Source organism: Geobacillus sp. FJAT-46040 (genome assembly GCF_002335725.1).
Lineage (GTDB): Bacteria > Bacillota > Bacilli > Bacillales > Anoxybacillaceae > Geobacillus > Geobacillus thermoleovorans.
Map to the genome: position 1 here is coordinate 1 of NZ_NISS01000002.1, position 3,094 is coordinate 3,094.

Genomic DNA, 3,094 nt, shown 5'->3' on the forward strand with positions numbered 1-3,094 from the left:
AAACGCCGCCAACGTCGTCGTCAGCGCCGACAGCCCACTGCCAAGCGAGAACAGCAACAATGTGAAAATAAAAACGTTTTTCCGCCCGATCCGGTCCGCAAGCAATCCGAACACGAGCGCCCCGACCGCCATGCCGATCGAGTTGACGCTGCCGATCCAGCCGACTTGGCTGGCCGTCAAATTCCAGTCTTTTTGCAAGGCCGCCATCAAAAACGACAGCATCCCGACGTCCATGGCGTCAAACAGCCAACCGAGACCGGCGATGCCTAACAGCTTGCGCTGGGAAATCGCGGTTTGGTTCATGTGTATCTTCCTATCATTATTAGTGTAAAGACATATTCATTATAAAAGAAAATCATTGGCCTGTGCACTATACGGTTGATAATTTTTGCGAAAAATCAGCTCGAAGCCTTGAATAACAGGATCAAACACCAACATCGCGATCCAGCCATCGTTCCATGGTTGGAACAAAAAGTTCGGCTAAAATCAGCTGCCATGCTTTTCATGATAGGCGCCAGTACAACCTTTTGGCAAAGCATCAAATCCTTTCTTCGTTCCCTCGTTCATGATGTTGATTTCGACCTCACATTTCGCACCCTTCCGACGAAAATCGGGAGGATTTTTTCGTTCCGATGTCGAATGAATCCTTGACACACAAGGAAAGTGAAGGAGTTTTTCTCTCATGGATGTGCAAGTCGAATCGGTCTATCGCAATTCTTATTTGAATATCATAAGTGCTCTATTCAAAAAACTGGGTTTCCCCCAATCGATTGACCATCTCGTTCCCGTCGATCCGCAGTGCCAGACTCGAGTCAACGATGCCGTTCAAGCCATTCTCTACAATGTGTTTGACGGCCGGCAAGCCCTCGTTCACTTGGAACAATGGGGGCACACGATCGACCTGGAGAAACTCATCCGTTCCGGGCTCCATCCTTCCCAGTTGAATGACGATGCGTTGACCCGTCATCTCGATCGTCTGTATGAGGCCGGCATTTACCGCGTCTTTCAGCGCCGGGTGCGTCCGTTCATGACTCCCGAACACCCGTTGAAGGGTCCTGGAGGCCGCAAGCTGACCCGTCCGACGGGACAGGCGATTTTTCAGCTGTTTCCATACGTGAACGTCGTCCTGTTCAAGCTGCCGGATGGACGCATCCAACGCTCACTGGATCGCTCCCTCACCCCGGATCAGCGAAGGATTCTGCAGGGATTGGGCATGGATGAGAGCATTTACGTGTAACGTGATACGGAACGACCAGATATGGTAAAAAAAGATTTCCATCACTCGTTGTGTTGGTCGGAAAGTTATTCTAAAAAACGAAATAAAAAATCCTTTCTTTCAACCCTGTTAGGGTGCGAAATGTGAGTACTAATATGGGTTATATGAACTTTTTGTGAACGACAAATTGCGACATACTTTTACTTTTTTAACCTTTTATAGTATTCATTGAAATAAATAAACCGATAAAAGGGAGGGGGAATTTATGAAGCTGTCTATGAAGTTGTTCAAAAGAATTTTATCTCCTGTTTTAGCTCTGTCTGTTTTGGCGGTAGCAGTACCTACTTCTGTTTTTGCCGCAGAGACAAACACGGTGTCACAACTCACCCCTTCTGTGGCGAAGGTCAACACAGTGTCGCCAAAGGTAGAAACACAGGGTATCAAAACTGCAGCTCTCAAGAAAGCGGTATTGACGTTAGCAGACATGCTGGAATCGCAAGCCATTAAAAAATTGCTCGACTTTGTTGAGGACTACGGCAGTAAAAAGGTAGCAGATACTATCAGGGAATATGCCGATAATATTGCTGATACCTTGCGGACCATAGCTTCTTGGAAAGACCTTTCTATCCAAATCATTCAAGATCAAGTTAGCGGGGCGTTATATGATCTGGGAGTACCACTGAGTACAGCGAGACAGGTTGGTTGGGTCATTTCAAAATTCGTAGACTGGGTATTACTATAGTACAAGGAGGGTGCTATGAACGAGGAAAGAATCAAGGATCTTGAAGCAAAATTGAGTCTAGCCACCGACGCAATTACGTTACTCTTAGATATGGTGAACAAGGAGCACAAAAGCTTTGCGATTCTGGCCTTAGCCACTGGCTTTACTGCCGACGAGTTGGAACGCCTGGAAAAGCTGTTTTATCACGCTGGCAAATCACAGTGGGACAAGGACACATTTGTGGCAGAGTTCGAGAAGCAGCTTCCCAAAAGAAGTGCAATGTTGAGAAGCATTTTGGAAGGGCTAAAGTCAGATGGAAAGTTCGTATCGTTATGCGAGAAGTATTTGGATTGACAGAAAAAACCCGCCCATGTCGAGGCGGGTTTATTTTTCTTCAAAACATCCAAATCTTCACCAAACGATTCTGTCAATGTCAAGAGAGTATGGAGATCGCGAAACTCAAAAACCTGTCGCTACTGGCCAGCATGACCGGCGACGTTGAGTGGCAGCATGAGTTGTGCGCGAGGCTGGAGAAGTTGTCGGGATGAAAAAGGAGCCCTTCTCGCTTGATATTATCCCTCTAGTGTAGACAGTTGGGAAAATGCCCATACTGTCATGAAAAACACTGGAGGGATTTGTTTATGTTCGAGACCAAGCAAACACCGAAAGGGAAGACCACCTATTCCGTGGAGTTTAAATGGAGGGCTGTCCAGATGTACATCGAAGAAGGATGGGGATATAAGCGGATATGCCAAGAGTTATAGGGATTCCCTGCACGAAAACGATCAGACTTTGGGTAAAACGTTATCATGAACATGGTCGAAAAGGGCTCGAAGAACGGCGCGGGACATCCAAGTCTCCATTCAAGGGAAGACCCCGAAAAAAAGAGTGCAGTTTAGAGGAAGAGAATCGAAGACTGAAAGCTGAGGCGGAGGCGCAAATAGATCGCATACAGCGCTGGAATCGCCGCCAGCCATAACGCCGTCCGCCATCCGTAAGCTGGTATGACGAAATACGAGATGAGCGCTGCCAATAGCCAACCGCCAGCCCAAAAGCTCTCGAGCAGCACGACAGCCCGGCCGCGATCCTTAGCTGGCACCGCTTCTGAGACGAGCGTTGACGCGACCGGCAGCTCGCCGCCAAGTCCCATGCCGATC

At 47.9% G+C, this 3,094-nt stretch carries 5 protein-coding genes and 1 pseudogene; 4 read left to right on the forward strand and 2 right to left on the reverse strand.

The window, feature by feature from the left end; genetic code table 11:
* Positions 1 to 303: MFS transporter (locus tag CD000_RS17875; protein WP_143425290.1), on the reverse strand; the 303-nt coding region annotated here is incomplete at its 3' end.
* 379 nt (positions 304 to 682) lie between these two features.
* On the opposite strand from CD000_RS17875, the gene CD000_RS17880 reads away from it, so the two are divergent.
* The 4 genes from CD000_RS17880 (at position 683) to CD000_RS19715 (ending at position 2,485) form a co-directional block, all read left to right on the forward strand.
* The gene (locus CD000_RS17880) at positions 683 to 1,237 is read left to right on the forward strand and encodes a DUF4277 domain-containing protein (RefSeq protein ID WP_080985723.1); all 555 of its coding nucleotides are present in this window, start codon (positions 683 to 685) and stop codon (positions 1,235 to 1,237) included.
* Positions 1,238 to 1,481: 244 nt separating this feature from the next.
* Positions 1,482 to 1,958: a hypothetical protein gene (locus CD000_RS17885; protein WP_013146667.1), complete on the forward strand. Its 477-nt coding sequence runs from the start codon at positions 1,482 to 1,484 to the stop codon at positions 1,956 to 1,958.
* A gap of 15 nt (positions 1,959 to 1,973) precedes the next feature.
* The gene (locus CD000_RS17890; RefSeq protein ID WP_013146668.1) at positions 1,974 to 2,291 is read left to right on the forward strand and encodes a hypothetical protein; all 318 of its coding nucleotides are present in this window, start codon (positions 1,974 to 1,976) and stop codon (positions 2,289 to 2,291) included.
* 131 nt (positions 2,292 to 2,422) lie between these two features.
* Positions 2,423 to 2,485: a DUF7667 family protein gene (locus CD000_RS19715; protein ID WP_420867691.1), complete on the forward strand. Its 63-nt coding sequence runs from the start codon at positions 2,423 to 2,425 to the stop codon at positions 2,483 to 2,485.
* 377 nt (positions 2,486 to 2,862) lie between these two features.
* Here the strand turns inward: CD000_RS19715 and CD000_RS17900 are convergent.
* Positions 2,863 to 3,094 (reverse strand): annotated as a pseudogene (locus tag CD000_RS17900) (MFS transporter); the annotation flags it as partial.

Coding starts and splice junctions, on each gene's coding strand:
- CD000_RS17890 (WP_013146668.1), top strand. CDS start 1,974: ATGAACGAGGAAAGAATCAAGGATCTTGAAGCAAAATTGAGTCTAGCC.
- CD000_RS17880 (WP_080985723.1), top strand. CDS start 683: ATGGATGTGCAAGTCGAATCGGTCTATCGCAATTCTTATTTGAATATC.
- CD000_RS17885 (WP_013146667.1), top strand. CDS start 1,482: ATGAAGCTGTCTATGAAGTTGTTCAAAAGAATTTTATCTCCTGTTTTA.